This window comes from Salmonella sp. NW177 (assembly GCF_051811585.1).
GTDB classification, from domain to species: domain Bacteria; phylum Pseudomonadota; class Gammaproteobacteria; order Enterobacterales; family Enterobacteriaceae; genus Salmonella; species Salmonella enterica.
Map to the genome: position 1 here is coordinate 1,041,453 of NZ_JAMMZV010000001.1, position 25,366 is coordinate 1,066,818.

General features: G+C 47.7%; 40 protein-coding genes, 2 tRNA genes and 2 pseudogenes. 15 read left to right on the forward strand and 29 right to left on the reverse strand.

The features are described from left to right. Positions 1–7: 7 nt before the first annotated feature. The 24 genes from NA986_RS05390 to NA986_RS05505 form a co-directional block, all read right to left on the reverse strand. Complete coding sequence (locus tag NA986_RS05390) at positions 8–856, reverse strand: head maturation protease, ClpP-related (protein WP_042827537.1); 849 nt, start codon at positions 854–856, stop codon at positions 8–10. Positions 857–869: 13 nt separating this feature from the next. Further along, entirely contained in the window at positions 870–2,177 is a 1,308-nt protein-coding gene (locus NA986_RS05395) for a phage portal protein (RefSeq protein WP_024147151.1), read from the reverse strand. Further along, the gene (locus NA986_RS05400; RefSeq protein ID WP_198910066.1) at positions 2,177–3,919 is read right to left on the reverse strand and encodes a terminase large subunit; all 1,743 of its coding nucleotides are present in this window, start codon (positions 3,917–3,919) and stop codon (positions 2,177–2,179) included. The genes NA986_RS05395 and NA986_RS05400 overlap by 1 nt, the downstream gene beginning before the upstream one ends. Next, entirely contained in the window at positions 3,873–4,337 is a 465-nt protein-coding gene (locus NA986_RS05405) for a phage terminase small subunit P27 family (RefSeq protein WP_000919034.1), read from the reverse strand. The genes NA986_RS05400 and NA986_RS05405 overlap by 47 nt, the downstream gene beginning before the upstream one ends. A gap of 132 nt (positions 4,338–4,469) precedes the next feature. Further along, positions 4,470–4,814: an HNH endonuclease gene (locus NA986_RS05410; RefSeq protein ID WP_020898878.1), complete on the reverse strand. Its 345-nt coding sequence runs from the start codon at positions 4,812–4,814 to the stop codon at positions 4,470–4,472. Positions 4,815–4,932: 118 nt separating this feature from the next. Continuing rightward, positions 4,933–5,370: a lysis protein gene (locus NA986_RS05415; protein WP_001674383.1), complete on the reverse strand. Its 438-nt coding sequence runs from the start codon at positions 5,368–5,370 to the stop codon at positions 4,933–4,935. 88 nt (positions 5,371–5,458) lie between these two features. Beyond that, the gene (locus tag NA986_RS05420; RefSeq protein ID WP_024157166.1) at positions 5,459–5,956 is read right to left on the reverse strand and encodes a lysozyme; all 498 of its coding nucleotides are present in this window, start codon (positions 5,954–5,956) and stop codon (positions 5,459–5,461) included. Continuing rightward, positions 5,934–6,137 (reverse strand): phage holin family protein, encoded by a 204-nt coding sequence (locus tag NA986_RS05425; protein ID WP_024157167.1) that lies wholly within the window; start codon positions 6,135–6,137, stop codon positions 5,934–5,936. The genes NA986_RS05420 and NA986_RS05425 overlap by 23 nt, the downstream gene beginning before the upstream one ends. 245 nt (positions 6,138–6,382) lie before the next feature. Continuing rightward, positions 6,383–6,458: transfer RNA gene (locus NA986_RS05430), tRNA-Thr, on the reverse strand. Positions 6,459–6,463: 5 nt separating this feature from the next. Then, positions 6,464–6,538 (reverse strand) — tRNA-Asn (locus NA986_RS05435). A gap of 135 nt (positions 6,539–6,673) precedes the next feature. Next, on the reverse strand, positions 6,674–7,447 hold the full coding sequence (locus NA986_RS05440; protein ID WP_024157168.1) for an antitermination protein: 774 nt from the start codon (positions 7,445–7,447) through the stop codon (positions 6,674–6,676). Further along, the gene (locus NA986_RS05445) at positions 7,444–7,623 is read right to left on the reverse strand and encodes a hypothetical protein (protein WP_057518247.1); all 180 of its coding nucleotides are present in this window, start codon (positions 7,621–7,623) and stop codon (positions 7,444–7,446) included. Before NA986_RS05445 ends, NA986_RS05440 begins: the two co-directional genes overlap by 4 nt. Then, on the reverse strand, positions 7,604–7,807 hold the full coding sequence (locus tag NA986_RS05450) for a phage NinH family protein (protein WP_000188966.1): 204 nt from the start codon (positions 7,805–7,807) through the stop codon (positions 7,604–7,606). Before NA986_RS05450 ends, NA986_RS05445 begins: the two co-directional genes overlap by 20 nt. Beyond that, on the reverse strand, positions 7,804–8,412 hold the full coding sequence (locus NA986_RS05455; RefSeq protein ID WP_001531202.1) for a recombination protein NinG: 609 nt from the start codon (positions 8,410–8,412) through the stop codon (positions 7,804–7,806). Before NA986_RS05455 ends, NA986_RS05450 begins: the two co-directional genes overlap by 4 nt. Beyond that, the gene (locus NA986_RS05460) at positions 8,387–8,566 is read right to left on the reverse strand and encodes a protein NinF (RefSeq protein ID WP_042948987.1); all 180 of its coding nucleotides are present in this window, start codon (positions 8,564–8,566) and stop codon (positions 8,387–8,389) included. Before NA986_RS05460 ends, NA986_RS05455 begins: the two co-directional genes overlap by 26 nt. After that, positions 8,563–8,739: a NinE family protein gene (locus NA986_RS05465; protein WP_043856233.1), complete on the reverse strand. Its 177-nt coding sequence runs from the start codon at positions 8,737–8,739 to the stop codon at positions 8,563–8,565. The genes NA986_RS05460 and NA986_RS05465 overlap by 4 nt, the downstream gene beginning before the upstream one ends. Continuing rightward, positions 8,736–9,263: a phage N-6-adenine-methyltransferase gene (locus NA986_RS05470; RefSeq protein ID WP_058344967.1), complete on the reverse strand. Its 528-nt coding sequence runs from the start codon at positions 9,261–9,263 to the stop codon at positions 8,736–8,738. The genes NA986_RS05465 and NA986_RS05470 overlap by 4 nt, the downstream gene beginning before the upstream one ends. Continuing rightward, positions 9,260–9,700, reverse strand: coding sequence for a recombination protein NinB (locus NA986_RS05475; RefSeq protein ID WP_023200928.1), 441 nt, complete (start codon positions 9,698–9,700; stop codon positions 9,260–9,262). Before NA986_RS05475 ends, NA986_RS05470 begins: the two co-directional genes overlap by 4 nt. A gap of 73 nt (positions 9,701–9,773) precedes the next feature. Further along, positions 9,774–10,052 (reverse strand): hypothetical protein, encoded by a 279-nt coding sequence (locus NA986_RS05480; RefSeq protein WP_198910065.1) that lies wholly within the window; start codon positions 10,050–10,052, stop codon positions 9,774–9,776. Beyond that, the gene (locus NA986_RS05485) at positions 10,053–11,933 is read right to left on the reverse strand and encodes a toprim domain-containing protein (protein ID WP_198910064.1); all 1,881 of its coding nucleotides are present in this window, start codon (positions 11,931–11,933) and stop codon (positions 10,053–10,055) included. Between the two features lie 107 nt (positions 11,934–12,040). Then, on the reverse strand, positions 12,041–12,889 hold the full coding sequence (locus NA986_RS05490; RefSeq protein WP_023233620.1) for a replication protein: 849 nt from the start codon (positions 12,887–12,889) through the stop codon (positions 12,041–12,043). Then, the gene (locus NA986_RS05495; protein WP_023972188.1) at positions 12,876–13,037 is read right to left on the reverse strand and encodes a hypothetical protein; all 162 of its coding nucleotides are present in this window, start codon (positions 13,035–13,037) and stop codon (positions 12,876–12,878) included. The genes NA986_RS05490 and NA986_RS05495 overlap by 14 nt, the downstream gene beginning before the upstream one ends. 34 nt (positions 13,038–13,071) lie before the next feature. Further along, positions 13,072–13,350 (reverse strand): lambda phage CII family protein, encoded by a 279-nt coding sequence (locus NA986_RS05500; RefSeq protein WP_000424166.1) that lies wholly within the window; start codon positions 13,348–13,350, stop codon positions 13,072–13,074. Positions 13,351–13,480: 130 nt separating this feature from the next. Then, a complete protein-coding gene (locus NA986_RS05505; RefSeq protein ID WP_024142239.1) occupies positions 13,481–13,705 on the reverse strand; it encodes a transcriptional regulator in 225 nt (74 codons plus the stop codon). Positions 13,706–13,815: 110 nt separating this feature from the next. On the opposite strand from NA986_RS05505, the gene NA986_RS05510 reads away from it, so the two are divergent. The 3 genes from NA986_RS05510 to NA986_RS05520 all read left to right on the forward strand — a co-directional run bounded on the left by NA986_RS05510 (position 13,816) and on the right by NA986_RS05520 (position 15,937). After that, complete coding sequence (locus tag NA986_RS05510) at positions 13,816–14,523, forward strand: XRE family transcriptional regulator (RefSeq protein WP_024142240.1); 708 nt, start codon at positions 13,816–13,818, stop codon at positions 14,521–14,523. 122 nt (positions 14,524–14,645) lie between these two features. Next, positions 14,646–15,182 (forward strand): hypothetical protein, encoded by a 537-nt coding sequence (locus NA986_RS05515; protein WP_024140157.1) that lies wholly within the window; start codon positions 14,646–14,648, stop codon positions 15,180–15,182. Continuing rightward, entirely contained in the window at positions 15,179–15,937 is a 759-nt protein-coding gene (locus NA986_RS05520) for a DUF1828 domain-containing protein (RefSeq protein ID WP_031608838.1), read from the forward strand. Before NA986_RS05515 ends, NA986_RS05520 begins: the two co-directional genes overlap by 4 nt. A 141-nt stretch (positions 15,938–16,078) precedes the next feature. On the opposite strand, the gene fumD is transcribed toward NA986_RS05520, so the two are convergent. After that, complete coding sequence (fumD, locus tag NA986_RS05525; protein ID WP_198910063.1) at positions 16,079–16,288, reverse strand: fumarate hydratase FumD; 210 nt, start codon at positions 16,286–16,288, stop codon at positions 16,079–16,081. Positions 16,289–16,655: 367 nt separating this feature from the next. Here fumD and NA986_RS05530 point away from each other — a divergent pair, with 367 nt between their 5' ends. The 12 genes from NA986_RS05530 (at position 16,656) to NA986_RS05585 (ending at position 22,307) form a co-directional block, all read left to right on the forward strand. Further along, a complete protein-coding gene (locus tag NA986_RS05530) occupies positions 16,656–17,018 on the forward strand; it encodes an antitermination protein (protein ID WP_198910062.1) in 363 nt (120 codons plus the stop codon). 78 nt (positions 17,019–17,096) lie between these two features. After that, positions 17,097–17,864, forward strand: coding sequence for a DUF7666 domain-containing protein (locus tag NA986_RS05535; RefSeq protein WP_395237145.1), 768 nt, complete (start codon positions 17,097–17,099; stop codon positions 17,862–17,864). 210 nt (positions 17,865–18,074) lie between these two features. Beyond that, complete coding sequence (locus NA986_RS05540; RefSeq protein WP_000983400.1) at positions 18,075–18,209, forward strand: hypothetical protein; 135 nt, start codon at positions 18,075–18,077, stop codon at positions 18,207–18,209. Further along, a complete protein-coding gene (gene kil, locus NA986_RS05545; RefSeq protein WP_111771753.1) occupies positions 18,194–18,346 on the forward strand; it encodes a host cell division inhibitory peptide Kil in 153 nt (50 codons plus the stop codon). The genes NA986_RS05540 and kil overlap by 16 nt, the downstream gene beginning before the upstream one ends. A gap of 84 nt (positions 18,347–18,430) precedes the next feature. After that, complete coding sequence (locus NA986_RS05550) at positions 18,431–18,739, forward strand: hypothetical protein (protein WP_198910072.1); 309 nt, start codon at positions 18,431–18,433, stop codon at positions 18,737–18,739. Beyond that, positions 18,736–19,638, forward strand: a complete 903-nt coding sequence (locus NA986_RS05555) for a RecT family recombinase (RefSeq protein ID WP_198910060.1) — start codon at positions 18,736–18,738, stop codon at positions 19,636–19,638. Before NA986_RS05550 ends, NA986_RS05555 begins: the two co-directional genes overlap by 4 nt. Beyond that, positions 19,622–20,104, forward strand: coding sequence for a siphovirus Gp157 family protein (locus NA986_RS05560; RefSeq protein WP_021511837.1), 483 nt, complete (start codon positions 19,622–19,624; stop codon positions 20,102–20,104). Before NA986_RS05555 ends, NA986_RS05560 begins: the two co-directional genes overlap by 17 nt. Positions 20,105–20,115: 11 nt before the next feature. Next, positions 20,116–20,430: a hypothetical protein gene (locus NA986_RS05565; RefSeq protein ID WP_000753555.1), complete on the forward strand. Its 315-nt coding sequence runs from the start codon at positions 20,116–20,118 to the stop codon at positions 20,428–20,430. A 16-nt stretch (positions 20,431–20,446) separates the two neighbouring features. Then, the gene (locus NA986_RS05570) at positions 20,447–20,614 is read left to right on the forward strand and encodes a DUF2737 family protein (protein ID WP_198910059.1); all 168 of its coding nucleotides are present in this window, start codon (positions 20,447–20,449) and stop codon (positions 20,612–20,614) included. Further along, positions 20,611–21,231: an ead/Ea22-like family protein gene (locus NA986_RS05575; protein ID WP_072832970.1), complete on the forward strand. Its 621-nt coding sequence runs from the start codon at positions 20,611–20,613 to the stop codon at positions 21,229–21,231. The genes NA986_RS05570 and NA986_RS05575 overlap by 4 nt, the downstream gene beginning before the upstream one ends. 1 nt (position 21,232) lies before the next feature. Continuing rightward, positions 21,233–22,030 carry a DUF551 domain-containing protein gene (locus NA986_RS05580; protein ID WP_072832971.1) on the forward strand — a complete coding sequence of 266 codons (798 nt, stop codon included), beginning with the start codon at positions 21,233–21,235 and terminating at the stop codon, positions 22,028–22,030. Beyond that, positions 22,023–22,307 carry an ASCH domain-containing protein gene (locus NA986_RS05585; RefSeq protein ID WP_198910058.1) on the forward strand — a complete coding sequence of 95 codons (285 nt, stop codon included), beginning with the start codon at positions 22,023–22,025 and terminating at the stop codon, positions 22,305–22,307. The genes NA986_RS05580 and NA986_RS05585 overlap by 8 nt, the downstream gene beginning before the upstream one ends. A 266-nt stretch (positions 22,308–22,573) precedes the next feature. On the opposite strand, the gene NA986_RS05590 is transcribed toward NA986_RS05585, so the two are convergent. From NA986_RS05590 to NA986_RS05605, 4 genes and pseudogenes are all read right to left on the reverse strand, one after another. Then, positions 22,574–23,785, reverse strand: coding sequence for a tyrosine-type recombinase/integrase (locus NA986_RS05590; RefSeq protein ID WP_023230808.1), 1,212 nt, complete (start codon positions 23,783–23,785; stop codon positions 22,574–22,576). Between the two features lie 19 nt (positions 23,786–23,804). Then, a pseudogene (locus NA986_RS05595) lies at positions 23,805–24,022 on the reverse strand (hypothetical protein). A 172-nt stretch (positions 24,023–24,194) separates the two neighbouring features. Further along, a complete protein-coding gene (locus tag NA986_RS05600) occupies positions 24,195–25,049 on the reverse strand; it encodes a DNA/RNA non-specific endonuclease (protein ID WP_001044089.1) in 855 nt (284 codons plus the stop codon). Beyond that, positions 25,046–25,360, reverse strand: a pseudogene (locus tag NA986_RS05605) (hypothetical protein). The gene NA986_RS05600 and the pseudogene NA986_RS05605 overlap by 4 nt, the downstream one beginning before the upstream one ends. Positions 25,361–25,366: the final 6 nt, after the last annotated feature.

Here is a 25,366-nt window from a genome sequence, read left to right on the forward strand (position 1 = left end):
AAGGTCCTTATTTGACTAACGCAGCGAGGGCGTTTTCAAGAGAATTGATGACTTCAGGTTTTATTTCTTCGGCAGCGCCCGGCGTGCCGTCATGGTTGGTGGCAGCGCCAGACATGCCACCGGACAGGGCTTTAATCAGTTTCCGGCGTTCAGATCGCGGAGTGCTGGTCTTTGCCAGCAACGCATCGAGCTTACGCAACGCTGCAGCAGGAGTTTCGTCACCGTCACTTACGGCATCAGCAGAAAGAAGGCTGTCGGCCAGACCTTTCTCCACGGCATCGCTACCGCCGATGTAGCTTTCGGCATCCATCAGTTTTTGCACTGTGACCATATCAAGCCCGGAGCGTGCGGCGTAAATGTCAGCCATTGCGTTATCAAACGGTTCGAGAGAGGCAGATAATTCAGCAAAGTCATGCCGGTTACCCATTGCCACCACCCAGCAGTTGTGGATCATCAGGAAGGCCCCACGACCAATCTGAATATCATCCCCGGCCATCGCGATAACAGAGGCGGCGCTGGCGGCAATGCCCAGCACCTTGACCGTAACTTTCCCCTGGTATTCACGCAGCAGGTTGTAGATGGCCAGTCCTTCGAACATGTCGCCGCCCGGAGAGTTAATATTCACCGTGACGTCAGCGCCATTCATCACCCGAAGCGCACCGGCAATGCGTTTCGCCGTCACCCCTTCGCCCCAGTAGTCCTGCCCGATAACATCAAAAACAGAAATGCTGTTATCGTCGGTGGCCGCAGCTTTGATCCCGCCGTTCCAGCGGTCCAGTGCGGACGGTAATGTTTCACAGGTAACGCGCGCGCAGGGGCGACCCGCCGGCGCCACCGGAAGTTGTTTTTTGCTCATCAGGAAAGTGCTCCTAAGCGGACTGTTTCAGCGGAGATTGTTCAAAGGAAATGTCGGGGAATATGTGGTTATGCAGCTCTCGCAGAGCCAGCGCCTGAACGGCAGGGTTGCTGCTTTCGAGATTTTTCAGTTGCGTCAGGTTGAGCTGAACGGTGTAAATATCGCCCCCTTCTATCGGCGGCATGTTCTCAAGACGGCGAACGTCATTGCGAGACATCCAACCATTCTGCAGTGCGCTGGTATAGTAAGCAGCACGACCAGCGCTATCGGCGCGCAGAAGCCCTTCAACGGAGAACTCAGCAAACAAGTCCTCATCACTGTTCAGAAGACAACGCGATATTTCCTGCTCAATATTGACCAGGAGAGGACGCAGGGTATGAGTCAGGAACAGCATGTTCATCCCTTCAAGACTCGAAGCCCAGCTGGATTGTTTTGTCGTATGGCCGACCATAAATGGCGGTACGCGAAACCAGCGACAAATTTCCTCAATACTGAATGAACGGCTTTCAAGGAGTTGCGCGGCCTCCGGGTTCATAGTGACATTCTGGTAAGTCAGTTCATTTTCCAGAACCATCAGTTTCCCGGCGTTTTTAGAACCAATAAAAGACTGAAGATTTTGACGCAATCTTTCTCGCTGTTCCTTATTAAGCGCCGTTTTTGAAGACAGGAAACCGGTACTTTGCAGGCCATTTTCGAAGATTTTTGCTGCGGCTTCATCAACCGACATAGCAGCGCCGAAAACGTCAACCCCGGCCATTGTCGGAATCATCCCGCACACACCATCAAGACCAAATCCGCGGATATGCATCATCCGGTCTACTGGAATGATCCGCTTAACGCTATTTTCCGTGTATGTATACTGTAACTTCCCGCTATCGAGTCGCTTTACAACCATATTCTGCGGAAGTAACGGCACCAGCGATACCAGTTTGCTGCCGATATATAGCTTCTCGACAAATGCATTACCACGCAGGCAAATACTGGCCACAATCATCAACATGAAACGGGAAGGGGTCATTTCCGGGTTAGGACGCCTGCATAATATCTGGTAGGCGGGATTGTTCTGGGCCAGCTTTCGCGATCCATCAGCCTGCCGCTCGTAAATTTTAAGCGGAAGCGTGGAAACTGACTCACTTAAGAGTCTTACGCACGCCCAGACAGCAGAAAGCCGGATAACTTTGTCAGCGGTAACCACTTTTCCGCTACTGCTGGTTCCGTACCACTCCCGCCAGAATTCACCGGTCGTCAGGCTTATGGGAACACCAAGCCAGTTTAAAAGAGCGCTCTTAACGCGCCCTGGTTGCTGTTTATTCTTAGCCATCAGATACCCACTATGATCGGATCGTCAAAAAAGCCCTCTATATCGCCATCATCAGGCTCATAACCTTCTGCAGCACCAATTGCCATCGCCGACGCAACCACACCATCAATTCGACCAGTACTCTTTTTCTTGGCGAATATGCGGTTTTCTTTTTGGTCGGCTTCGGTTACGGCGGAAGCAGCGTTCCATCGGAGGCAGGGGTTTGTTTTAATAATGATTACGCCATCATCGAGCATCTGTTCAAAAAGTTCGATGGAATGAGGCATCCACAGTCCTGAATCCTGTGCCTTGTAGTATCCCTGCCCATGAGGAATAAGCGGTACTGATACAGAAGCGTTTTCCAGTTCTGGTTCAAGATATTTGATGCGGTACTGGTCGAAGGCGATCGCCTTGATATCGAACAACATGGAAAGATCAGCAATACGTTCAGCAACAAAACCATATTTCACCGCCTTTCCAGGCGTAGTATGAATATGCCCTCCCCGTTCCCATGCGTCATAAGGTACGCGGTCCGTTTTCGCTCTATCCAGCAAAGTATCTTTTGGTGTCCAGAACTCCACCAGCAGCTTTCTTTTTTTAGGGAAAAAAAGCGCCAGAGACGTAAGGTCGCGAGTTCCTGAAAGGTCCAGGCCGCCATAACATTCTTCTCCCTGCAGCTCCTGCAGGTCAAAGTCCTCTTCGCACCCCATCCACACATCGCTACTCATCCAGGGATTATCGGCATCCACCCACTGGCAGAAGTTCAACCGCCGGACAATGCTTTCCTTCGACGGCATTCCGCGGGCCTGCGTGACCTGCTCACGCAAATAGCGCTCAGTAAAGGTGTGTCCCAGCGACGGGTTAGCCTTTTTCCAGCAGGTCTCGTCCTTAAAGGGATCTTCCCCTTCGTCCAGCGAACAGATAAAAGAAAAGAAGCTGTCATCGTCAACTGAACCTTCAGCAACCTTGCGGCCATATTCGTGATAGTCATAACAGACGCTGGTTTTATCATGGCCACTGTTAGTTATCATGAAAATCAGCGCCTGCCGGCGGCCTTTCGTACCGGCGCGCATCATTTCCACGACCTGGTTATTTTTATGTTCGTGAATTTCGTCTATCAGAGCACAATGCGGGCGCGGACCTGACTGGCCGTCGTCTGAGCTGATAGGCCGGAAAAAAGAACCGGTCTGCAGAAAAGCCAGATTCCACTCTTTCCCGGCACCGCCTGATTTGTTAATCCGCTGTGCCAGTGCTGGCGACTGGTCAACCATCGCCACAGCATCGCGAAACAGTATCATGGCCTGGTCTTTTTTCGTGGCGGCCGCGTAGACTTCCGCGCGTGGCTCCTTGTCGGCGACAAGGCAGTAAAGAGCGATACCGGCTGCAAGCGGTGATTTACCTGACCCTTTACCGGATTCGACGTACGCCATGCGAAACCGGCGATAGCCGTCTGAGTTTTGCCAGCCAAATACAGACCCCACGATAAAGCACTGCCAGGGTAACAGATTGAACGGCTTGCCTTCGTGTTCTCCGCCGTTAAGTTTCAGCACTTTCGCGAAAAAGTCGATGGCACGCTGCGCTGTTACCGTATCCCATACCAGACCGCGGGCATGGCAGGACTCCAGATCCTTCAGGTGACGCTTGCAGGAATTGCGGATATCAGGTCCGGCAATTTCCTTACCGGACGCCACATCCATCGCATAACGAGTGGTGGGGTCAACCGAAGAACTGGTTGAGCGGGTCTTCTTTCTCTTCTCCACCATCAACTTTCACCTTTGTTCTGGCGGCCGGGGTGAGACCAAATTCGACCAGGTAACTTTTAAACCGTCGATCGGCATCAGCCAGCATCGCAACAGCCGGGTTCGCCTTAATCAAAAATCCCCCTTCAGTCTGGACTGTATAAGTTCTCCCTTCGTCCGCGATCGTCAGACGAAGCTGAAGGATATCTGCATAGATATCGCAAAGACGCTCCAGCGCCAGTGAATCGGCAACTGTAAGAATACCCATGCCATCAAGTAAAACTGTGAGCCTGCCCCACGCAACTTTTCCCCAGTCGCTAAGATGTGCTGGCGGGCTGGGGATTTCTTTTGCAGGTTGGGGTTCTTTATCGTTGAGTTTACGTTTGCCCGGATTGCCGGTTACCACTTTCAGGTGGGTCGGTTTCGGGCGCCGTCCTGCCATCGGAACCTCCCGGAAAAAAACTTTTCATTTCGCGGTTGTGCAAACAGAGGAGGGCGGGCGGTCACGCAGGCACAAAGCTGTGAACTTTTAACCCGCCCTCCTCCTTCATAGCTGCCACACATATGAGAATTGTTATCGTCTGAACCAGTGCGATGCACGGTCAAGTGGAATACCGTTCTCGTCACAGCCCACGACGACACCGCGTTTCTCCATTCGTTGCTTCGTAGAGTCGTGGTGCTGCTTACACAACCCCTGCCAGTTCTTCCGGCTCCAGAATAGCTTTTGTGCCTTCGCTATCGCTTCGGCGTTTCCACTATTCAGCGCCTCTTTCAGTTTGTGCGGAATGATATGATCGACCACCGTTGCCGCCGTCACTCTTCCCTGCTCATGACACATGACACACAGCGGATGAGTACGAAGAAATATGAGACGCTCACGGTCCCATCTGCTGCCGTAGATACGGGGCGATTTGTTCATGTGATTACCCTGCTTACAGACGAAAGCGTCTCTTTGATGTGCGTGTGTGATGCGCGGTGAAATTTGGGTATAAAAAAGCCTGACCGAAGTCAGGATGTTCTGTTTATTGGTTGACGAATCATTTCAGGCATTGCGTCCTGATGTACTCCTGCAGGTAGTTAACCTGCGCGGTTATCCTGTCGATTCCACTTCGGAGACGGTAATAATTGAGTTCAGCATCTGCTGTAAGTCTTGGGCTTTCTCCATCGCCCATGCTGCTGGCTCCGGTCGTTGACTTTGCACAGGTGGCGGCGACTTGCAGGCGCTTACGACCAGCAGAAACATCAGCACGGAGACTTTCGATAGTCGCGTTAGCATCAGCAAGCTCCTTTGTATATCTGGCGTCGAGTTCTGCTACGTCACGTTGACGCTTCTGCATGTCAGCGATTGTGGATGTGGCTTTATCGCGCTGCTCTTTGTAGGCGATGGCGTTATCACGGTAATGATTAACAGCCCATGACAGACAGACGATGATGCAGATAATCAGAGCGGAGATAATCGCGGTTAACCGACTCATGACATCAACACCCCAACGGCCAGAAACCACGGCCACGCATCGTTGCCATTGAATGCGAGCAACGTTGCCATGAAAAAGCAAATCATGCTCATTGCTGCCCCCACAAACAGACTTCTCGCTCAATCTCACGACGAGTCATCAGGCCTTTCCATTGCTTACCGCCAGCGTATGTCCAGCGACGTAGCTGATCACATGCGCCTTTGATGTCACCCTGATTTATTTTGCGAAGAAGTGTCGATGTTCTGAAGTTTCCTGCGCCAACATTGTAAACGAACGAGTAAAGAGCGCCACGCGTTGTTTCCGGTATATCGACTTTGATGTACGGGTTAATTTGCCTGGCGACAGTGGCAAGGTCTTTATTCAGGAGGGTTTTACATTCTGCTTCGGTATACGTTTTACCAGGCATGATGTCTTTTCCGGTGTGGCCATAACAAACAGTCAACACACCAACTACGTCCTTATATGGTTTGTATCTGACACCTTCCAGACCATCGTTACCACCGGGGCCAGTGATTAACACAGATGCTATGGCAATAGCCCCGCCACTTATCGCCGCTATTACGCTATTTCTGAGCGCCGGTGACATTCCCATTCAATCTGTCCTCGCGCTCTTTGCGCTTGTAGTACCAGTTGATGCCAAATGTGCCGACAGTACAAAGAATACCAATGATTACAGCCCAGTCATTCAGGGAGAGAATGCCACCCATCGCAGTCAGTCCTCCGAAGCTGTAACTGAACCATTCTCTGATTTTGTCCATACGGTACATGCTCTACCCCCTTTATTGAGGGGATTTGCTCTATTTAATTAGGAATAAGGTCGATTACTGATAGAACAAATCCAGGCTACTGTGTTTAGTAATCAGATTTGTTCGTGTCCGATATGCACGGGCAAAACGGCAGGAGGTTGTTAGCGTAACCTCCTGCCACCCGCTTTCACGAAGGTCATGTGTAGAAGGACGCAGCATAACTATCACTGACGAATTCAGGATAGCCAGTGGCTACGGCTCAGTTATGGTGCTGGTTAACGGACTTGAACCGCTACCCATTCGCTTACAAGGCGACTGCTCTACCATTGGAGCTAAACCAGCATGTTTGGCGGGACAGCGTGGACTCGAACCACGATAAGAAGGTTAACAGCCTTCCGTAATAACCTTTATACGACCGACCCAAAATAAAAAAGCCCCACGGAATCCGCAGGGCCTACTTTCAAATCCACCTTAACAAAGGACGGATTTCTACTGTTAGGGTTATGATATTCTACTTTTCGTCATTTTGCAATATGCAATCGTTATCGGAATAAAACTTAGCTGGTAACTTTCGATAAAACTACATTTGCAGCAGACTCCTCCATTTCAACCTTGCTAATTAATGACTCATAGAATGGCTTAATAGCCTTATCCCATACGCCTGGTGAAATTGCATCGGTGAACTGACATATTGCACGAAAGCATGAAGCTGCAGGTATGCGCTCATACCCACGCCCTGAGCACTGCTTGCAGGGTGAATAAACTGGAACGCCCTGTAGTTCTGATTTCTTCCTGTCCAGCGCTACGCCACGCCCGCGGCATTTAACGCAAGATGTAGATACAACACCTGCGCCATTGCATTTAGTGCATAGTGATTCCGTTACCTCCACAGCCGTCTTTGCAGGAGTTTTCTCTCCACACCCGGGATGTTTAACGATCCGCTTCTTTTTCCTTAATACTCCGCGCCCCTTGCAGCACGAACACATGACATTACTAGCTGCCGACCGGCAGTAATCCTGATACGCGAAAGTTGCGAGCGTTTGCACTACTTTCCCTTTAACATTGGTATCAAGTTTGCGCAAGGCAGCCACCTTGTCGCAATGCTTCATCCCATGCTGTACCAGTAACTGAATTGCCTTACGCTTATCGTTGTCGCTCAGGTTCATCTTGCCGCTGAAAGCACTGAACCCGAGCGGAGCGCGACTTTGCGCCATACCAAATGCTGCCATCACATCGGTATTAGTCAGTGAGTCTGATGCCGTTGCTCTCGGTGAATCTGATAGTTGAGGAGACTTCGGAGAGTGGAATTTCACAGTGTTTTCCAAATTCATGCAGCATTGCCTCCCGACGGCTTGTTCAATCCAAGCCGGTTCACCAGTTCACGCTCTCGCTCATGCAGATAATCCATCGCCTTCTGGTGTTGCTCCGTCATCTGTCTGACGCTGCGCAATTCAGCTTCGTCACGTTCACGCTGCTGTTTCGCCTGGTTAATGCTGGTTACGGTCATAGATACCTCTCCCGCCCTGATGAATCATTAAAACGCCGTTAACGATGGCGTGATACCTGGCTTCTTTGTCGTACAGATAACGCCTGACTGTGTTGCGGTGGCACGATAAGCGCCGTGCTACTTCTGTCTGGTTTCCGTATGTCTCAATGAGTAACTCTGGGATGGTTTTGATAGATGGAGTCATGCTGCCTCACTTCTGCTTTCACACAGGTCTTTAAGTTTCTGCTGATACTCCGCCTTGATTGCCTTGCACTCTTCGACAGTCCAGCGGTGGCGGTTATGGTTTGATTCGATTTCGTCTACTGCTTCTTGCCCGATACGGTTAATCAGTTCGACGCGATACGGAACGAGATTTCCACTTTTGTGCTGGTTGCACACCACGCATTGCTTGTGAATATTGCGTTCATCAAATCGGAGTTGAGGTGCCGCAGCAGTTGTCCGGTAATGCCCAGCATCCCACTGAGCGGACATGAATGTTCCGCACGAGATACATGGTAAGTCGCGGTCTCTTTCTCTGATGAAGGCGTTTACGGCTTGTTGGGCTTGTTTAATCCAGTAACTGCGGGGCTTTAAGGCGAGTTTTCGAATCTTCAGTTTATCTTTCTGTTTCTGCTCCTCTCGTCGTCGTTTCTTCTCTGCTGCTTTTTCCGCTTTTTCGCGTTCTTTGCTTCGTCGTTCGAGTGCTAACTTCGTACCACAATCAACACAACACCACTGTTGGTTCTGAAATTGCGGGAAGAACCATTCCCTGCACTCTTCGTTCTTACAACGCCGCCTTACCTTCCTCATTCGACATATCTCCATTCGGATCGCGATATACCAGCCATTCGTTAACACATTCGGCACAGGCGTAAATTTCATCAGGTGCCAGTTGCTTGTTACATCCGGCGCATAAGGCTCTCGCTATACTTTCCTGCTCGTAACTTCGATTTGGGTCAATCATCGCGTTTTCCTCATGCGGTTCCATTTGGACTGCAACAACCCATAGACATAATCGAATGTCTTGACCTGGCTTTCTGTGGGGATTGGCTTGGGTTTATTTCTGGAGCGTTTCGTTGGAAGGTATTTGCAGTTTTCGCAGATTATGTCGGTGATACTTCGTCGCTGTCGTCTCATGCTGCCCTCCTGGCGCCCTGTCCAATCGCCATTAATGCTGCTTTAGATACGGTAGTGAACATCCGTCGAGGACTGATGAACGGTCGCCAAATCAGCAGCATGGAGCCTTTGCTGTTTCCCTTCTTCTCCAGTCCTGTTGATGGCTCAATAAAATTAATCCGCCCATCAGTGATAATGCGAACTTCGTCAACGCTCTCCAGAGCCTTGCTGAACCATCCGACAGACATATCCTCCGGCACAAGCATCACTACCGTCTGTCGCTGTTGTACGCACTGCTCAGCGGCTTTTTCCACCCACGGTCTGATATTGCTGTACGGTGGGTTATTCCAGATTGCACCGCGGCTTATCCACTCAGAATTGAGTGCGTCGTCGGACTCAGTTAGCCAGTGAGCGCAAAGCGCATTTTTGTCGCTCGCCGCCGAATCCAGCCAGAATCCAAATTCAATATCCAGCGCATCAAAAAGCCAAATCGGTGTTTGCCAGCAATCCTTGTCCTGTGCTGGGGTGTTTGATTTGATAGTCATGCCGCTTTGTCTCCCCATCTCGCTTTCCATTCCAGCGCTAACAGGGCTTCATCTGACCATTTAACGCCACGTTCTGTACCGAATGCCTGTATAAGCTCTAATAGTTCCGCAAATTCGCTTACACGCATCCTGCTGGTTGACTGGCCTATTACCACAAAGCCATTACCGGCAAGGTTAGGAACAACGTCCTGCTGCTTTAATGCTGCGGTAAACACGCACTTCCAGCTTTCTGCATCCAGCCAGCGACCATGCCATTCAACCTGACGCGAGACGTCACCTAAGCAGGCCCAAAGCTTCCTATTTTGGTCTAAGCTGCGGTTGCGCTCCTGAATGGTTACTACGATTGGTTTGGTTGGGTCTGGAAGGATTTGCTGTACTGCGTGAATGGCATTTTGCTGATGTGCTGGAGATCGAATTTCAAAGGTTAGTTTTTTCATGTCTTCCCTCTCCACCAAATAAAAAGGCCTGCGATTACCAGCAGGCCTGTTACTAGCTCAGTGATGTAGATGGTCATTGCCAGCACTCCTCATTGTCACGGTCTCTCCATGTGAGCCATATAAACTCATAGACGAACGGGATAAATGCCTCAAAAAACCGTTTCCACTGCTCATCAGAAAATCCTGTCGCTTTATCAACCATCAGCTCTATTGGATGTTGCCCCTTTGGTGGTAGAGTGACACCTGACAACCTTTCAAATTGCATAATGAGCTCTTCTTCGTCGATACATCTGTTCAAAACAGCAATGAAGCGGGGATTCAAAAGCATTTCAGGTATTATTTGGTTGTTCATTCAGTACTCCGTAACATTCTCCTGCCTCCACACTTCGTCATACTCCGACTTCGGCATGTTAGCTATGTAGTTGTATGGTGACGCACCTTCCATTTGCAGGAACTGGTGAGACTGCTCGTCAAGAAATAACGGCACACCGCCTTCCCACCCTTCCCCGTTTCGCTGCTTCTCAAGCATTAAAACAGATGCGGGCGCAGCAAGAAGTTGCTGGTCTTTCTCGTTAATTTGCTCGCCAGCCTGAACGCGCTGTAACGCTCTCTCGCGAGCTTTATTGCGCCAGATGATAAACAGGTTATCTGTCAGGTCTGTAATCGCTCCTGAGCCTTTTACGTCCATCTTTCCGGTAGGTTTCTCCTCGCTGTCTCCCTTTCTGGAGTGAGTGACGAGGATAATGTGAGAGTTTGTTTTATTCTTGAAGTCGCACAGCGCGTCAACAAACGCCTTTTGCCCGTTGTAATCGTCATCGCCAATACCGCACTTCATGAGGCTGTCGATGATGAATAACTGGATGCCGTAGCGTCTTCTGGCGTATGTGAAGATTTCAATCAGGCGTTCAGCCTTGGCTGTACCTGTAAGGCCAAATAACCATAGCCGGTCATCGTAAAACTTAAATGCTGATTCTATTTCCAGAACTGGTGGCATTTTGCAACATGTAGACTGCCGTGTCAGGCGTTTAAGCAGAATCCCGGGCTTCAGTTCAAGCGAGGCGACGCATGTTTTTACCCCCTGTCTCATGGCCTCAAGTGCCATATGCCCGACAACCTCCGTTTTCCCATGACCGTTCACGCCATTGACAAGAGTTAACTCCGCCTCGCGGAACTGGAAGTTGTAAGCCAGCGTTTCCCACGGTGGGTTAAACAGATACTGCTGCTTGCCGTAGAAAGCATTGATGGTGTCCTGATAAAACTCACGGGCGCTGTAAAGCTCTTCGGGGTCGAAATATGACGCTGTCCCGATGTACTGCCAGATTTCATCCTCGGTGACGCCGTTCATCAGGCATTCGTTGATATCTTTGTGTGGCAGTGTAACCAGACGACAGCGATGTTCACCCAGTCGGCTTGCGATTTCCCTTGCAGCTTCGCGACCTACATCATCAACATCCATCGAAATGAATATTTCCTCAAACCTGTCTAGGTTATGGTATTCAAACTCAATCCACTGTTGTTTAGCGCCTTTCCCGCCACCGAACGGGACAGATAGCGCCGGAATTCCGTATTGCGCATAGCTCATGCAATCAATTTCGCCTTCGCAAAGCACAACCGCCCTCACGCCAGCATCGAGAGCCTGCCATCCGAACAGACAGGGTTCACAGTCACCTTCTGCCATGATGACTTTCTTCCCGTCCGGACGTTCGGTGCTGATTCTCTTGACCTGCAACAACTCACCATCGCGTTTGTACGGAAGCACCAAAGCATCCAGTTCTCGCTCTCCATTCCACACCTTGCCGCTGACAACCTCGTACCGCTTTACGACTTCTGGAGATATGCCACGCGATTGCAGGTACTCAAGATGGGATTCTGTTCTGGTAACGTAACGGACGATTTTCTTGCGGTCAGGTCTGGAAAATTTCTTCTCACGTCTGGCGTCGAAATGGTGATCATCATCCTTGATACCGAGAAATGCCTTTGCCTCCTGCATAGCCTGATGCAGATTTATTCCCCGACAGGCCATCCACAAATCAAGCATGTCACCGCCGTCGCCCTCAGCGAAATCAGCCCATTTTTTCTTGCCGCTAAGGTTGACCTTAAGGCTGTTCCCCTTGTCGCCGTTGACGTTGCCAGCAACCCACTCATGCCCCTCTTTCTTGCCGTTTGGCAACAGGTGAGGAGCCACCCTGTCAACCTGCGCCCAAAGCAGGTCGCTGAGTTCACTCGGTGTCATAATTCCCTCAGATTGAGATTTTTAAACCAGAAATCGACAAACGAAATACTTAACCAGCCGTGGTTATAACCAGCGACCAGTAGCGATTTGATTTTTGATTTCATGGTTCACCTGTCGAAAAACACGTAGCCAGTTTTCGATACGGTGATTGCGGATGATGGTTTGGATTGTGGTTGAATGGTTTCTGGCTTCTCGTCGTTCCAGCGTTGACCGTTCAGGTAGCTCGATGGTAACAACCTGTCGAATCCGAACTGCTTACCGTTCCTGCACGCGATATCTTCTGCCAGCATTGTGGCAAACTCGCTTGCCGTCCCCCTGGTGGTTTTACGCCACTCCCTGAACTGTGTTCTGAATGCCGAAGCTGCGTTTTTCTTCCCGGCTTTCCGCATTCCAGCACACCAGAAAATTTCCTCGAATGCCTTGTCGGTTTCTTCGTGATGGCCAGATGATTTTTCACACTTCGTCCGAACACTTTCGGACATAATGTTTTTATCTTGTATTTCTTTCTTTTGAATAGTGTCTTTTGTGTCCCCCTGTTTTGAGGGATAGCACTCCCTCAATTTGAGGGATGTTTTATCCCTCGTTTTAGGGGATTTTCCCTCATTTTGAGGGATGCGCCATTCTGATATGTTTTTATTTGGTCCAAACATGCCGCCTTGCTGCTTGATAATATTCATTCTGACGAGTTCTAACTTGGCTTCATTGCACCGTTTGACGGGTAACTTTGTAATCTCGCTAAGTTGAGAATCTGTGATTCTGTCCATTGGTTTATTCCACCCATAGGTTTTACGCAGAATGGCAAGCAGCACTTTAAAATGTCGCTTGGTCAGATCTGCGCCTGAATAAGCTTCAAGCAGCATATTTGATAGTCTGGCGTAACCATCATCGAGATCTGCCACATTACGCTCCACGACCGGCTCTAACGGTCTGTAGTCTGCTAACTTAACGACGCCCATGTCTCACTCCTGCTTTGGCTAGTCTGTAAACACCAACAAAGCGCTCTGCGAACGCCCTGTTATTTGCTGCTGCTACCACTAATCCCTCAGGTGAATCAGGGTGTCGAATCTCTTCTTTTTCCTGGTATTTCTTACTACGTTTTGGCATAATTACTCCTGTGGATTGATCCAGTCTTTCTACATCAGGCCTCGAAGAATTCGCCGTTCTTCGGGGCTTTTTCTTTTGTCAGCAGATGCGCAACTTTCTTTGCCAGTTCTGCCAACTCCTCATCCTCGACACCCCACTCCAGAACCGCCAATAACATCCCCATCTTCGGAATGAAATCGCCTTTCCATCGTGAAATTTGAGATTCGTTAATGCCTAACGCATCAGCGACTTTCCGCTGACCACGAATAGCTATCCGGTTCAGAATGCTGCTGGTAATTGCGTTGGCTTTCTTGCGAGTGCTTGTGAGTTCCATTACTTAGTATTTCCTGTAGTTAATAGTTAGTTGTGGCTATGCGCACTGGCGCATAAACCTGTGGTTGATTTGTTATCTGGAGTTCGCTTTTCAGCGACGTAGGACGAATGTCCGTTGTGAGTGGTGTTACTTACGCGGCCTGATTCGGATGAGGAAACAAGTGTGGTAGGTCAGGGCGTATCTCATATGCCTTGATCTGCCCACCAGTGGCGTTAACAATGGCGGATACCTTCTCAGGAGATACCATCCCACCTTTAAGCCATTTATGAACTGCTGGCTGCGTTACACCACATTCATCGGCTAACCGCTTTTGGCTTCCGACGATATTTAAGGCTCGCTGAATAACTAAATTCATAAATTTGCCTCTCGTGGTTATTGGATGAACCTAAAGATAACTCAAGTTATGAAGATTGTCCATAAGCATTGTTATTTTACTTTTGATAACCACGGTTATAGATTATGCATATGAAAACTTTTGCTGACAGACTTAACGCCGCCATGTCTGCATCTGGGCTATCGCAAGCTCAGTTGGCAGAAAAGGTAGGAATATCGCAACCAGCTATCCAAAAAATGTCCTCAGGCAAAACCAATGGGACAAGAAAGATGGTTGAGTTAGCTAATGCCTTAAAAGTACGCCCTGAATGGTTAAGCTCAGGGGTTGGTGATATGAGATATCCAGAAGGACCAGAACCATCAAATATCCGAGAATCTTCCCTTAAGGCTACTATTTGGGAGGATATGAACAGGGACTCTGAGGAGTTTGTTGAAATCCCTTTATTAAATGTTTCTCTTTCTGCCGGGAATGGGAGTTGCGAGTTGGAAGAGTCTTCAGATTTTGCTTTGGTATTCCGTCGATATTACCTCAAAAAAATGGGCGTTCCAGAGAGCGCTGCAAAATTAGTTCGGGTAAGCGGTCAAAGCATGGAGCCAACTTTAAACGATGGAGATGTTGTTGGGGTAAACACGCAGGACACAACCATACGCGATGGCAAGACCTACGCAATTTGTCAATCTGATCTGCTGCGAGTAAAGACACTGATAGCTACTCCAACATCAGTAATAATCAGATCGATAAATCGCGAGGAATACCCTGATGAAGTGCTGGAGAGAGAAGACTTCCACAAAAACGTAAGAGTCATTGGAAGAGTGTTCTGGTCATCTCATAGCTGGTAGCCAGTGGCCTGATGAGATATTCGGGTGATGATGGACTGAAGCGATGTTTGGGTGATATTCAAGAAGATTGGGTTCTGTTAACTAATTCAATGGGCTAACATAGAAAGGCAAACGGATATCTAGTGGCAAAGAAAAACGAGAGTCCTCTGTTACAGTCGGATGTTGATCGCGTCATAAACTCCAAGAAAATAGTGGATGTTAGCAGCATAAAATGGGGTAAGAAGCCGCCACCTGGCAGGTCACCGATGTGGTTACAAACGGCTATCACACCTTATGAGGATGGCTCACCTTTGCCTGGCCTAAAGTTTGTTTTACAGTGGCGACCAGCTGATGAATACGGAGATTCCCCTAAAATTCAGATGGTGGCGCTTTACTTTGGTCGAAGAATTTTTGGTGTGGACTCTTACCCAAATGATAGACATACTAACAGAGTCCGGGTATGCCATCCTGACTATGCTGAAAGCATTCTTGGCCCACATTATCACCTTTACTTTGAATCAGCGTTGCCGTATGAAATAGGTCTGATCATACGCGAGAAGATAGCCCCGGATGACTTGTTAGGACACTGGCGCTTTTTCTGCTATAAACTGAATGTTACATGCAAAGGAATACTGCCTTTGCCGACCCAAGAAGATTCGGGACAAATTCCATTGCTATGATGTGCTCAACGATAATTTCCAGACTCGGCTATGAATGCCTACCCATAGGTGAAGAGTCCTTGAGAATAATCAGTCCGTTTCCCTATTGTGACGATGGGGAGCATGTTGGCGCATTCGTACAGCATATTAATGGGAGTTTCAAAGTAACTGATCGATGCGACGCACTTATGAACATGGAGGCTCGTGGAATTTCACTTAACCAAAGTCGCCTTGATGTGATCAGGCAGGCACTCGCGCGAGAAGGCGCTGAGCTAAATGAAAGAGGCGAAATTCTTAAGTGGGCTCATGATGAAGGTGAGCTTGGAAAGGTAACATCAGATGTTATTAGGGCTGGTATTCTTGCTTCAGCTATGTCCATCGATTGGTATTCATCTAACCAATCTAAAAGATTTGAAGCTGAAGTGATTGATTTCATCTCAAAAAGTTCACTATCAAATTTAATGTCCCTTCGAGAGGAAGTCAGTGGCATGAGTGGTCACAATATTGTCATACCTGTTACCATTAAAACCGCAATGCCCAAATACATATTTACCTCAAGCATTAAAGAAGGTGGATCATGGAACAGCGCATATTCATTGCTTGGAAAGCTGATGGATCTTTATCAGGCCAACAACGCTGTTAACAATCGATACGTAGTTATTGACAATGAATCTATCGGCTCGCAAATGCAGCAACTGATACTGCTGTTCAACGACGTAAGCCAAGTTCTTCCATTCGAAAGCAGAAGTTTATGGCTTCCAAAATTAGCTGCATAAGTAACCCGGCCACCGCGCCGGGTTTACTTTTCCTGCCGATCCCTACGTCAACCATTCGCCCGTCAACGTAACTCATTGATAATTATGCCAACGCATCGCTATTTCATCCATTTGCCCGCCACTTTGTCACCACCCAGATACCTACTCTTCCAGTAGCTTCACCGCTAGTTCCATAACCTGAATCTGGTCAATATCCCACTTGTCCAGCCCCTTCGCTAACTCAGTTCGTATCACGTCAGTTATAGCCACTCGCTTAGTCTCATGCCCCTCCGCAACCATAGCAAAAACGACATCACCGACAATCCTGCACATTTCCTGATAGCGCAACTGCGCCAGTTCCTCGTTTTTCACACTGATACCTCGCTCATTTTTTGTTCAGAACAGTATGGCATAGAGGATTATTAAAAATAAATTCCTTTTGTTATCTTATATTTATAACAAATATCACATAAATATAAATTAAGTTATTGACCAACTCAATAACCTAAGTTATCTTTATCACATCAACAGGACGCACTACTCACCAGGACGGTGGACATACAACGATTCAGTGATGAATCTACGCGGCTGAAAAGCCGGAACGACCAAAGTGAGCTTTGGGAAAGCGTGTCGTGGAGCTTAGGCCTAGTAATAAATCGGGCCGGACTGAGAAGCGACTTGAAATCCGGGAATTGAAACAGGTCCCGGCGCTTTCACCAAAGTTCATCAGGAGGTCACTATGACACGCAGAACAGTTTTCAATGGTTCAGCATCAGGTCGTCGCCGCGAACGTCGCGCTGCGCTTCAGAATGAGACTACAGCCAGTTCAGAAGTATTACACCGCCCCACCCTTAGCCGTGTACAGATTCAGGCCAAAGGAAAACATGAAACGCCAAAACGTATTGAAGACGCAAAATCACTTCAGTTCATGGCGAAAGATGCATTCTGGCAACTGGAAGAATACAGACGCAATCTGGAGCGGGCAGCCATTGTGTACGCAAATGAGTTTGGTCATAAGCCACCAGAAACCGGTGTATGTTTGCCAGACGTAGCACTTTACGCGGCTGGTCATCGTAAGTGTGGGCAAATTACCGCTAGATAATTATTCAGGAAGAAATCATCTCATCTAATCAGGTCGCAATGCGGCCTTTTTTATTGCCAAAATTTAAGGAATAACAACATGACCAAAGAAATTGTGACATTCAAGGGATTTAACAAAGACCTAAAGTGCCGTGGCTTTCAGTTTGCAATCGGTGAAACCTTCCATCACGATGGAAAAGTAGAGGCTTGCGGTTCTGGATTTCACGCCTGTGAATGTCCTTTCGATGTTTTCAGTTATTATCCGCCGGCAGAAAGCCGCTATGCGGAAACAATATCTTTTGGTATTACAGACAGTGAAGAAGGAGGTGACACTAAAATAGCCAGTTCCAGTATCACAATTAAGGATGAGTTAACGCTTCCTCAGTTCATTCAACGTGGTATCGAATGGATTTGGAGCAAGATAGATAAGTCTCTTGAGCAGCAGATCATGTGTGGCAACCGGTCAGCGGCAACCAACACTGGCTACCAGTCAGCAGCAACCAACACTGGCAACCGGTCAGCGGCAACCAACACTGGCTACCAGTCAGCAGCAACCAACACTGGCGACCGGTCAGCAGCAACCAACACTGGCGACCGGTCAGCGGCAACCAACACTGGCTACCAGTCAGCAGCAACCAACACTGGCGACCGGTCAGCAGCGGAAGTGTCTGGATCGCAATCCGTAGCGGCATCACTCGGAATAGAAGGAAAAGCCAGGGCATCTGAAGGCGGAGCTATTGTGCTTTGCTATCGAGATGAAGATGGCGAGTTAATTCATATTCGAGCAAGCAAGGTTGGCGAGAACGGTATTATGCCGAATACATGGTATCAACTGGATAAAGATGGTGAGTTTGTAGAGTGTGAGTGATGCACTTAATGCGGATTCTGTGATTCCGCATTGCGAGCAATATCGCTCGTAACCAAACGAGGACGACGACTCGTTCTGGTTAATCGAAAAATCATCCCTTGATGTTATTTGCCGCTCGCAGTCAGGGCGGCTTTTTTTTGCCAGTATATCAATAGCGCTTCATATCGAGGCGTTTTCGCTATGCCAATAAATAAACATAAGGAACTTCCCATGATGCAACTCAGCTTTGCGGGAAGCGGCGTCATGTCCGCTTTTTACCCCGCTGAATCCGAATTATCAAAACGTATTCGTCGCCTTATTCGCTCTGTCCGTAAGCAACTGGAGGCGTTATGCAAAGCCAAATAACCATCAATCACCAGAAGTTAATTGCAGCACAAAGCAAGGCTGTTATCGCTCGTTTTCTTGGTGACGGACACATGTGGAAACAAGCTACCGAGGAAATGAAATCAGCAATCAACTTTCAATGGTACCGCAAGAAATGAGCATCGCTGACACATGGACAGATGATGCTTTTATCCGATTAATGCAGGACATGCTCAATCAGCAGAAAGAACAGGAGAACGATGATGATTCTGACTCTGAATGATAAGCGTGAAATAACGCAAATCATCGCAAGTTTTACCGATGATGATTATGAACGAATTAACAGTGAAGTTGATCGCCTTTGCAAACATTGCGAACCAATAAGCGAAATGCTTCGCTCATATAAACCAGATGAACACACTAAGGACGCTATCGACTGGCTGGAAGATGATGACTGTGACTATCAGGAAAAAGCCGCTGAATGGTTCTGGGATGCAATAACCAAAAGAGTTAAGGCTGAATATGCCTTCGCAATATTCAAACGCAGACACATTTTTGGAGAAGCAGCATGAGCAATATCGTTGAATTCGTTAAACAGCAAGAGCAGTTATTCTGCGGAGCATTGACTGAACAGACGGTGACATGGGCTAAGGAAAGCCAGTTTGCAATTCAGTATTTCCAGAAAAATGATTACCTGGCTAAAACGGCACTGGCAAATCCAACCAGCGCACAGAACGCCATCATCAATGTTGCGGCGATCGGCATCACCTTAAACCCGGCCAGCAAACTTGCTTATCTAGTTCCGCGCGACGGCATGGTTTGCCTTGATATCAGCTATATGGGATTACTTCACCTTGCACAGTCGACAGGATCAATTAAGTGGGGGCAATGCAAACTGGTGTACTCAAACGACACCTATGAATCAAACGGCCTTGATTCAGCACCAACCCACAAATACAACGCATTTGGTGAGCGAGGCTCTATTGTTGGTGGTTATTGCACGGTTAAAACAGCAGATGGTGACTACCTGACTGAAGAAATGAGTCTGGCAGAAATTAAAGCTGTGGAAGCAACGAGCAAGGCAAAGAATGGACCGTGGAAAACATTCTGGGAAGAGATGGCGCGTAAAACAATAGTTAAACGCGCCAGCAAATACTGGCCTAAAGCCCAGCGACTGGATAATGCCATTCACCTGCTTAACGAAGATGAAGGTATGCATCAGGAACCAGTTATGCCGCACAAATCAGAGGAAGATATACGCGAAGATGAACGGAAACGCCAGCAGGAAATAATGGATAAAGCACAACTTCTTTGTGATGAAATGGCTCAGGCTGAAAACATGGATGATTTGAAGAGATATTTTGCAGAAGCATATCGCCTGACATCTGGAATGAAATTGCAGCAGAACATACAAGCCATTTACATAGAATGCAAAGCGAAACTGGAGGTTGCCAGTGAGCAAACTGTATGAAATAGCCAATGAATACGCAAAATTGATGGATTCAGATTTAGAACCAGAGATGATTGCTGACACAATAGAAGGCATGGAAGGAGAATTTACCGATAAAATAGAGCAACTTCTTTCCGTCATTAAAAATGAATCTGGTTATGCTGAACGCCTCAAGGAAGAGGCAAAGTCACTTAATGAGCGAGCCGCAGTAATCCAAAATAAGATTGACAGCATCAAATCATATATAGCGTCATCGCTTGAAATGGTTGGCAAGAAAAAGATTCGAGCAGGTATTCACCAGGTAACAATCCGCAAACCGTCAGAAATTGTAGAAATAATCGACTCAAGCGCCCTTCCTCCTGAATACGTTGAGTTTGAAACGACAATTAAAGCCGACAAACTGGCAATCAAACACCAACTAAAAGCAGGAATAAATATCCCCGGCGCTCAACTCAAAGTTGGGAAACCTTCACTTCTTATCAAATAACGGTATCGCCTATGAAAAAGACTCCATGGGAGAAATGGGAAGTCGATTTCTTGCGCGAGGTAGCGGCGACAATGCCAGTTGAAGTTATCGCAGAAAAACTGGAAAGGACTGAAAAAGCAGTTATGGCGAAAGCAACAAGGATTGGCGCTGACATTGTTAGCCGACTTCGTGGAAGACGATGGACAAGAGCCGAAGTATCACTTTTCGGTAAGTTCTCCGCAGAAGAAATAGCAATTGCAACCTGCCGATCAATTTATTCAGTAAGAGCTATGCGATACAAGCTAAAAAAACTCGATGAAGAAAGAGCAGGCATACGAATAAATTAACAAAGAGGAATTTACCATGAGAGGGCTTGCATACAATCCCGGCATTCTTCCAGCAGAAATGATTATTCGCCAACGCGTAAAGCCAATGCCATCGAGAGAGGAATTGCTTAAGAGAAATTCTTTTCCATCAGTGAATCAAAACAAATATCTGAATGCGATGTGGCGTAAAGGAGTCAAGCAGTGAGCAAGATTGATTATCAAAAGCTTCGTGAAATCGCTGAAAAAACAAAAATTGCTGGTGAAGCACCTGTAATGCCTTTCGATCAGCGAATTAATGCGCTTAACGATTTTATGAAGCACTTTTCGCCAGATATCGCGCTGGCACTGCTGGATGAACGGGAAAGGAACCAGCAATACATCAAATCCCGCGACCAGGAGAACGAGGAAATTGCGCTAACGGTAGGGAAGCTGCGTGTTGAGCTGGAAGCAGCAGATAACAACCTTATTGATAGTGAATGCCATGTTGCTGAACTGGAAGAAGCGCTACGCGATAAGCAGGCATTACTTGAAGCCTCAGAAAAGCGCATAGCAGAACTGGAAGCACGGGAAATAAAACCAGCCAAAGGTGAAGTTCTTGTCGTTGTCTCTGGTTTTACTGGTTGCGGGAAAAGCGCCATTGCCGGGGAAATAGAAATCGCGATGAAGGCTATTGGTGTACCGGTTAAGTGGACTAATGGCGATGCAGAAAAGCGCATGACTGGCGCTGACTGGCTGACAGCGATTGAGATGTACAAACCAACTGTGCGCATCGTGGAAGTTAATGTGCCACGCGTCGCTGGCATTCGAATCAAAGGAGAGTGATATGAGCACTATCACTAAAGAACGTATCGAATTGTTCATTAAATCCCCGCTTGAAAACGGGCTTACCCGTGGCGAACAAATGGAACTGGCACGAATTGCACTGGCATCGCTGGAAGCAGAACCAGTTGCTTATATTTTCAAACATCCGGCTGGAAAATTATTCTGGGCTTTAACGGATGAAAGCAATAAAGAGCAATCGGACGTTATTCCTGTTTATGCCGCCCCTCCAGTGCCAGTAGTACCTGAAGAAAAACCAATGCCTAACCCTCTTAAAATGTACGCGGTTGATGCTGTTGCCGCTATTGCAGAGGTGAGAGGCTGGAATGCCTGCCGCGCCGCCATGCTCTATGGTGCCGTACCTGCAAGCCAGGCTTACAAGTTGCCACAAACGCAGTTTAAACAGGTTGCTGACCTCTACGAAATGCAATTTGATGACGGTCGCACTTGTACCTTTCACACTGATGCGCAAAAGGCTGTGCAATGGCTTCAGGCGTGCGACGGAAACAGGGTTCAGGAATACGTTAAGCTGGAACGATTGCAGAACGCACTGTCTGGCAACTCTCCGGTAATTCCGGATGGTTGGATAAGCTGTAGTGAGCGGATGCCTGAAAAGAACCAGAACGTGCTTATTTCGGTGAATTTCGATAGCTCTCTGGTTGAACCGCTAATATGCTCCGCACGCTATACCGGAAGCACCTTTCGGCGCGGAGATGCAACGATTAAGCCGGGTAATGGTATTGAGCAAGCAACTCACTGGATGCCGCTACCAGAACCGCCGCAGGAGGTTAACCGTGGCTAACCTGCAACTTGCCGTCAAAGGTGAATACTTCGATGCCATGATTCGCGGGGAGAAAACGGAAGAGTATCGCTTGTGTAATGACTACTGGGAAAAGCGCCTCGTTAACCGTAAGTATGACCGCCTGATTATCACAAAGGGATATCCGAAGCGCGACGACTCCAGCCGCAGAATTGACGTCCCGTATGACGGATATGAAATCAAGACAATCACACATCCCCACTTCGGCGATAAACCGGTAAAGGTGTTCGCGATAAAGGTGAATATCGACAATGAATGACAATCCTCGCACTCGCGGGGATTTCTTTTATCTTAACTCGCTACGGCGGGTTTTGTTTTATGGAGATAGTTGAATATGCAACCAATCAATATTCAACCGGTTCTTATAAACCGGGAGCGCGTACAGGAGATGCTGGGTGGCATCTCCAGAACCACATTCTACCGCAAACGTAAACAGTGGGAGCAAACAGGCACCCCATTCCCAAAGGAAGTAACAGAACTTCACCCTCCAAAAGGAGGGGCTCTTTTCCGTTATGTTGAGGTCATTCAGTTCTGCAAAGATAAGGGGCTGATTGCTGATGCGCAATCAAGTACCTTCTGAGCCCATTTATCTGCTGCCTCCTGCTGCTCCGGGATGTAATCATACTGGTCATAGACTGCCAGCATCCCGGTAAGTTTATGCCCAAGTATTTTTTCAGAAACATGTGGCGCAACGCCCAATTCAGCCATTTTAGTTTTACAGGTACGCCGAAGATCATGTGCAGACCAGTGTGGACAATCCATCATTGTTTCTACCTGTTCTGCCAGTGAAATAATTGTTCCCGCAGCCATCGGCCTGTCCTCCTGTAGTGTCGCTGGAGGAAAAACTATAGAATTGCCTGGATAAACCTCGAATACCTGCTTAAGACACTCAACAGATAGCTCAGACAAGCCACGCACAAACCGCTTTCTGGTCTTTGAGTTTTCTTTCGGGATAACCCATATCCTACCATCAAGATCGAAATCCACCTTCCTCGCAAGCCTTAACTCAACCCCACGACATCCAGTTAACAGAAGCAATCGCATTACCATTTTGTTCTGCCATGACATTCTGGTTTTATCGATAGCTAGCCAGAATTTCCCTATTTCAACATCGTTGAGAAACCGCTCCCCGTCTTCTGGTAATTTACCAACATCAGTCAGTTCTAGAAGCATTAGCGAATTAGACGTAATCCGTTTTCTACGAAGTGCATACTTTATCACTTGTTTCATTTTCACCAGTACGTTTCCTGCCTGTACAGGAGAGCCGGATTTCGTAATCGCGAGAAAAATCTTTTCCCAGTGCGTGGGGTCCATGTCGTCGACAATCAATTGTCCATACAGATCGGTGACATGAAGTTTAAGCATCCTCTTCCAGTATTCGTATTTGACCAGATCCTTAGCGGATGGTGTATCTAGCCATTCATTAACCAAAGTGGCGATATCGGGAGATTCAGTTTTCTTTTTCTTGTCCAGCTTTCTATAGACGGCTGGATTCTTGCCTTCACTCAACCACTTTTTGCAAACCTCCACCGCATCTCTTGCTTCTTTAATGGACATGCTTCCGTAGACGCCTAATTTTAGACGTACAGGCTTTCCATTGAAGCGATAGCGATACTGGAATGTTATAAGTCCTTTGGGACTGATCCTGACAGACAATCCACCACCATCAGGAATTTCAACAGGTCCATCATAGGGCTTTCCGTCAATACGTCTAAGTTTCGTGTCGTTAAGTGGCATAGTTCCCTGCCTGCCTAAGTTAGATTTGGTACGCAATTTGGTACACACATCTTACGGCACGAAAGGGATCAATGCGAAACGGTATGAAACATATACATGCGTTATTACCAGTAATGACGCGGAACTGGTGAAACAGGTTTAAACGAACGTGAATGGATGTGAATGAAGGATAGTACTTATACGCAAGATCACATACAAAGAGAAAATGAATTTATTGACAGTGAGTTGTGTATCCATCTAGCCAACCATTGCTAAATTGGCGCACAACCTTCGACACAGACGAAAATCGCTATTTTCGTCCGGCATGACGATGGTAACACTAAAAAAAGGGAGATTGCATCACTCTGTAGCAAATCAAGACCCTTGACAGGGTTTCTCCATTATCTTTCTACGCGCCGTATAGCGCTTCTCATCGACAACCTAACTTCTGCGCCAGACTCCCCTTTGTTGTTTTCACCTCGCTGGCTACCGCTTCAGGCAAGGCAGACCACAGCGTCAGCACTGGCTTCGTTTTATGTTCGATAGCCTCCACGGTAACCTGATAGTCGCAAAAATTCGCCGAACGGGGTGTATTCTGATCCATAATAAACGCAGCGTAATTTCCTTCACTTTTTGACGGCGCCGTTCCGGTGAATAAAACCTTCCAGTACCCGCTGGGAATTTCTACCGTCGCATCTTCTGGCAATGTGGCGATATGCCGCTCAAAAAGGGGGCCGGTCACTACGTGCACTACAGATACATCAGCCTGTTTGGCAAGTTCGCGTACCCGGTTTTCCAGTGCAGCCCATGCTCCCTGGTTCAGGGCGGATTTCTGCGGCGTAATATTCGATAAATAATTTAACGACGGCCAGTCCGAAACGCCGCCCAATCCTGCCAACGGCGCCTGGTGTCCCCTGTCGACTTTTAATAGCGCATGGGCATTTTTATAGGCCGAAGGGGCCAACGTATCCGAGGGCGGTAAATCGGGGTCCTGCGCCCAGTTCCGCGGGCGACCGCTTGCCTGGCTGGTCTTTGTCACGCTATAGGCAACCCAGTTGGCAAATTTCGTGGCGCTATTATTATTGAGCGTATAGACATGGCGATAGATTGTTTGTTGACTTCCTCCTTGAGGACAGCCAACGCTACAGTTATCAGGTTGTTGAACGAGTACGTTACGATGGGGTAACTCGGGTGCCGATGTTGTATCCTGGGGAGGATACGATGTAGTACATGCGCTTAATAATACTACGGGCAGTAATTTTAGCAGATTAATGGTCTTATTCACTTTTGCTTCCTTAATAATAACTGCCCTAATAATTCAGATAGTAATAATTTGGTTATATTACCCTACCAGCCGTTAGATACTCTCATCATTAAAGACAACACTATCACGGTAAAAATTAATAACAGATAAACATCGAAGCCATCATAGAAAATGAGCTCAAAAGAATACAACGTGATATTCATATTGATACCAAAAAACATCGTATTATATGCATAATCGTGAAGCCAATAATTTCTCGCACTCAGATAGCGAATGAAAAATGGATATTCAATAATATCTGGCGCATGTTTTTCAACACCATTTTTCAACATTAAGGC

Excerpts from the sequence above, each read along its gene's own strand:
- NA986_RS05390 (WP_042827537.1), bottom strand. The coding sequence starts at position 856 with ATGAGCAAAAAACAACTTCCGGTGGCGCCGGCGGGTCGCCCCTGCGCG.
- NA986_RS05395 (WP_024147151.1), bottom strand. The coding sequence starts at position 2,177 with ATGGCTAAGAATAAACAGCAACCAGGGCGCGTTAAGAGCGCTCTTTTA.
- NA986_RS05400 (WP_198910066.1), bottom strand. The coding sequence starts at position 3,919 with ATGGTGGAGAAGAGAAAGAAGACCCGCTCAACCAGTTCTTCGGTTGAC.
- NA986_RS05405 (WP_000919034.1), bottom strand. The coding sequence starts at position 4,337 with ATGGCAGGACGGCGCCCGAAACCGACCCACCTGAAAGTGGTAACCGGC.
- NA986_RS05410 (WP_020898878.1), bottom strand. The coding sequence starts at position 4,814 with ATGAACAAATCGCCCCGTATCTACGGCAGCAGATGGGACCGTGAGCGT.
- NA986_RS05415 (WP_001674383.1), bottom strand. The coding sequence starts at position 5,370 with ATGAGTCGGTTAACCGCGATTATCTCCGCTCTGATTATCTGCATCATC.
- NA986_RS05420 (WP_024157166.1), bottom strand. The coding sequence starts at position 5,956 with ATGTCACCGGCGCTCAGAAATAGCGTAATAGCGGCGATAAGTGGCGGG.
- NA986_RS05425 (WP_024157167.1), bottom strand. The coding sequence starts at position 6,137 with ATGTACCGTATGGACAAAATCAGAGAATGGTTCAGTTACAGCTTCGGA.
- NA986_RS05440 (WP_024157168.1), bottom strand. The coding sequence starts at position 7,447 with ATGAATTTGGAAAACACTGTGAAATTCCACTCTCCGAAGTCTCCTCAA.
- NA986_RS05445 (WP_057518247.1), bottom strand. The coding sequence starts at position 7,623 with ATGACCGTAACCAGCATTAACCAGGCGAAACAGCAGCGTGAACGTGAC.
- NA986_RS05450 (WP_000188966.1), bottom strand. The coding sequence starts at position 7,807 with ATGACTCCATCTATCAAAACCATCCCAGAGTTACTCATTGAGACATAC.
- NA986_RS05455 (WP_001531202.1), bottom strand. The coding sequence starts at position 8,412 with ATGAGGAAGGTAAGGCGGCGTTGTAAGAACGAAGAGTGCAGGGAATGG.
- NA986_RS05460 (WP_042948987.1), bottom strand. The coding sequence starts at position 8,566 with ATGATTGACCCAAATCGAAGTTACGAGCAGGAAAGTATAGCGAGAGCC.
- NA986_RS05465 (WP_043856233.1), bottom strand. The coding sequence starts at position 8,739 with ATGAGACGACAGCGACGAAGTATCACCGACATAATCTGCGAAAACTGC.
- NA986_RS05470 (WP_058344967.1), bottom strand. The coding sequence starts at position 9,263 with ATGACTATCAAATCAAACACCCCAGCACAGGACAAGGATTGCTGGCAA.
- NA986_RS05475 (WP_023200928.1), bottom strand. The coding sequence starts at position 9,700 with ATGAAAAAACTAACCTTTGAAATTCGATCTCCAGCACATCAGCAAAAT.
- NA986_RS05480 (WP_198910065.1), bottom strand. The coding sequence starts at position 10,052 with ATGAACAACCAAATAATACCTGAAATGCTTTTGAATCCCCGCTTCATT.
- NA986_RS05485 (WP_198910064.1), bottom strand. The coding sequence starts at position 11,933 with ATGACACCGAGTGAACTCAGCGACCTGCTTTGGGCGCAGGTTGACAGG.
- NA986_RS05490 (WP_023233620.1), bottom strand. The coding sequence starts at position 12,889 with ATGGGCGTCGTTAAGTTAGCAGACTACAGACCGTTAGAGCCGGTCGTG.
- NA986_RS05495 (WP_023972188.1), bottom strand. The coding sequence starts at position 13,037 with ATGCCAAAACGTAGTAAGAAATACCAGGAAAAAGAAGAGATTCGACAC.
- NA986_RS05500 (WP_000424166.1), bottom strand. The coding sequence starts at position 13,350 with ATGGAACTCACAAGCACTCGCAAGAAAGCCAACGCAATTACCAGCAGC.
- NA986_RS05505 (WP_024142239.1), bottom strand. The coding sequence starts at position 13,705 with ATGAATTTAGTTATTCAGCGAGCCTTAAATATCGTCGGAAGCCAAAAG.
- NA986_RS05510 (WP_024142240.1), top strand. The coding sequence starts at position 13,816 with ATGAAAACTTTTGCTGACAGACTTAACGCCGCCATGTCTGCATCTGGG.
- NA986_RS05520 (WP_031608838.1), top strand. The coding sequence starts at position 15,179 with ATGATGTGCTCAACGATAATTTCCAGACTCGGCTATGAATGCCTACCC.
- NA986_RS05530 (WP_198910062.1), top strand. The coding sequence starts at position 16,656 with ATGACACGCAGAACAGTTTTCAATGGTTCAGCATCAGGTCGTCGCCGC.
- NA986_RS05535 (WP_395237145.1), top strand. The coding sequence starts at position 17,097 with ATGACCAAAGAAATTGTGACATTCAAGGGATTTAACAAAGACCTAAAG.
- NA986_RS05540 (WP_000983400.1), top strand. The coding sequence starts at position 18,075 with ATGATGCAACTCAGCTTTGCGGGAAGCGGCGTCATGTCCGCTTTTTAC.
- kil (WP_111771753.1), top strand. The coding sequence starts at position 18,194 with ATGCAAAGCCAAATAACCATCAATCACCAGAAGTTAATTGCAGCACAA.
- NA986_RS05550 (WP_198910072.1), top strand. The coding sequence starts at position 18,431 with ATGATTCTGACTCTGAATGATAAGCGTGAAATAACGCAAATCATCGCA.
- NA986_RS05555 (WP_198910060.1), top strand. The coding sequence starts at position 18,736 with ATGAGCAATATCGTTGAATTCGTTAAACAGCAAGAGCAGTTATTCTGC.
- NA986_RS05565 (WP_000753555.1), top strand. The coding sequence starts at position 20,116 with ATGAAAAAGACTCCATGGGAGAAATGGGAAGTCGATTTCTTGCGCGAG.
- NA986_RS05570 (WP_198910059.1), top strand. The coding sequence starts at position 20,447 with ATGAGAGGGCTTGCATACAATCCCGGCATTCTTCCAGCAGAAATGATT.
- NA986_RS05580 (WP_072832971.1), top strand. The coding sequence starts at position 21,233 with ATGAGCACTATCACTAAAGAACGTATCGAATTGTTCATTAAATCCCCG.
- NA986_RS05590 (WP_023230808.1), bottom strand. The coding sequence starts at position 23,785 with ATGCCACTTAACGACACGAAACTTAGACGTATTGACGGAAAGCCCTAT.